This is a genomic window from Campylobacter sp. JMF_06 NA1 (assembly GCF_027737785.1).
GTDB lineage: Bacteria > Campylobacterota > Campylobacteria > Campylobacterales > Campylobacteraceae > Campylobacter_B.
This window is the reverse complement of sequence record NZ_JAOVUA010000013.1, coordinates 1-1,019: the sequence shown is the minus strand read 5'-3', so window position 1 is coordinate 1,019 and position 1,019 is coordinate 1. Positions and strand designations below refer to the sequence as shown.

General features: G+C 38.0%; 1 protein-coding gene. It reads left to right on the top strand.

From position 1 onward, the window contains the following. Nucleotides 1–801 (top strand): reverse transcriptase family protein (locus OFO07_RS07840; RefSeq protein WP_270871555.1); only part of this gene is annotated, 801 nt, incomplete at its 5' end. Nucleotides 802–1,019: the final 218 nt, after the last annotated feature.

The following is a 1,019-nucleotide window of genomic DNA, read 5'->3' as shown; positions in this document are numbered from 1 at the left end:
TATTTAGCTTTCCCAACATTGTCTATACAATCGTCAATTCTTGGTATCGGGAACGAATCTGTGACAAAGTTTGATCTGTTGAAAGGCTTCTGGCAAGTACCTCTTACTGATCGTGCTAAAGAGATATCGGCATTTGTAACACCAGACGGACTGTTCCAGTATAAAGTTATGCCGTTTGGGATGAAAAATTCTCCTGCCACGTTCCAACGATTAATAAATTCTATCTTGGCTGGTCTAGATAACTGCAAGGCGTATATTGACGACGTTATCATCTACACGGAGACGTTCGACGACCATCTACGGACCATCAGAGCATTCTTCGATCGACTCACCGAAGCTATGTTAACTATCAACCTTGAGAAAAGTGAATTCTGTCATGCTACATTAACATTCTTAGGACATGTTGTGGGACAGGGTCAAGTTAAGCCAGTAGATTCTAAAGTCCAAGCTATCTCTGAATTTCCTAAACCTAATTGTAAAAGACAACTGATGCGATTTCTTGGTATGGCTGGTTACTACCGTAAATTCTGTAGTAATTTTTCAGTTATTGCTGAACCTTTGACCAATCTATTAAGAAAAGGTACAAAATTTGTATGGAATGACAGGTGTCAGATTGCTTTTGATAAACTCAAAGCCATACTTAAGAGCACACCAGTTCTCTTAGCTCCAGATTTTAACAAGTGTTTTAAGTTAGCTGTAGATGCTAGTGATGTTGGTGCTGGTGCTGTATTGATTCAGGAGGACGACAATGGCATTGACCATCCAGTTTGCTATTTCTCTAAGAAATTTAATACACAATAAAGAAATTACTCTACTATTGAGAAAGAGTGTTTGGCTCTTATTTTGGCTATTCAGCATTTTGAAGTATACTTGACCTCTAGTCCTATGCCAATTGTTGTCTTCAGTGATCATAATCCTCTCAGTTTTCTTCATAAACTTAAGAACAAAAACCAGAGATTGTTAAGATGGAGTTTGATGTTGCAAGAATACAACCTTGAAATTAGGCATATCAAAGGTCG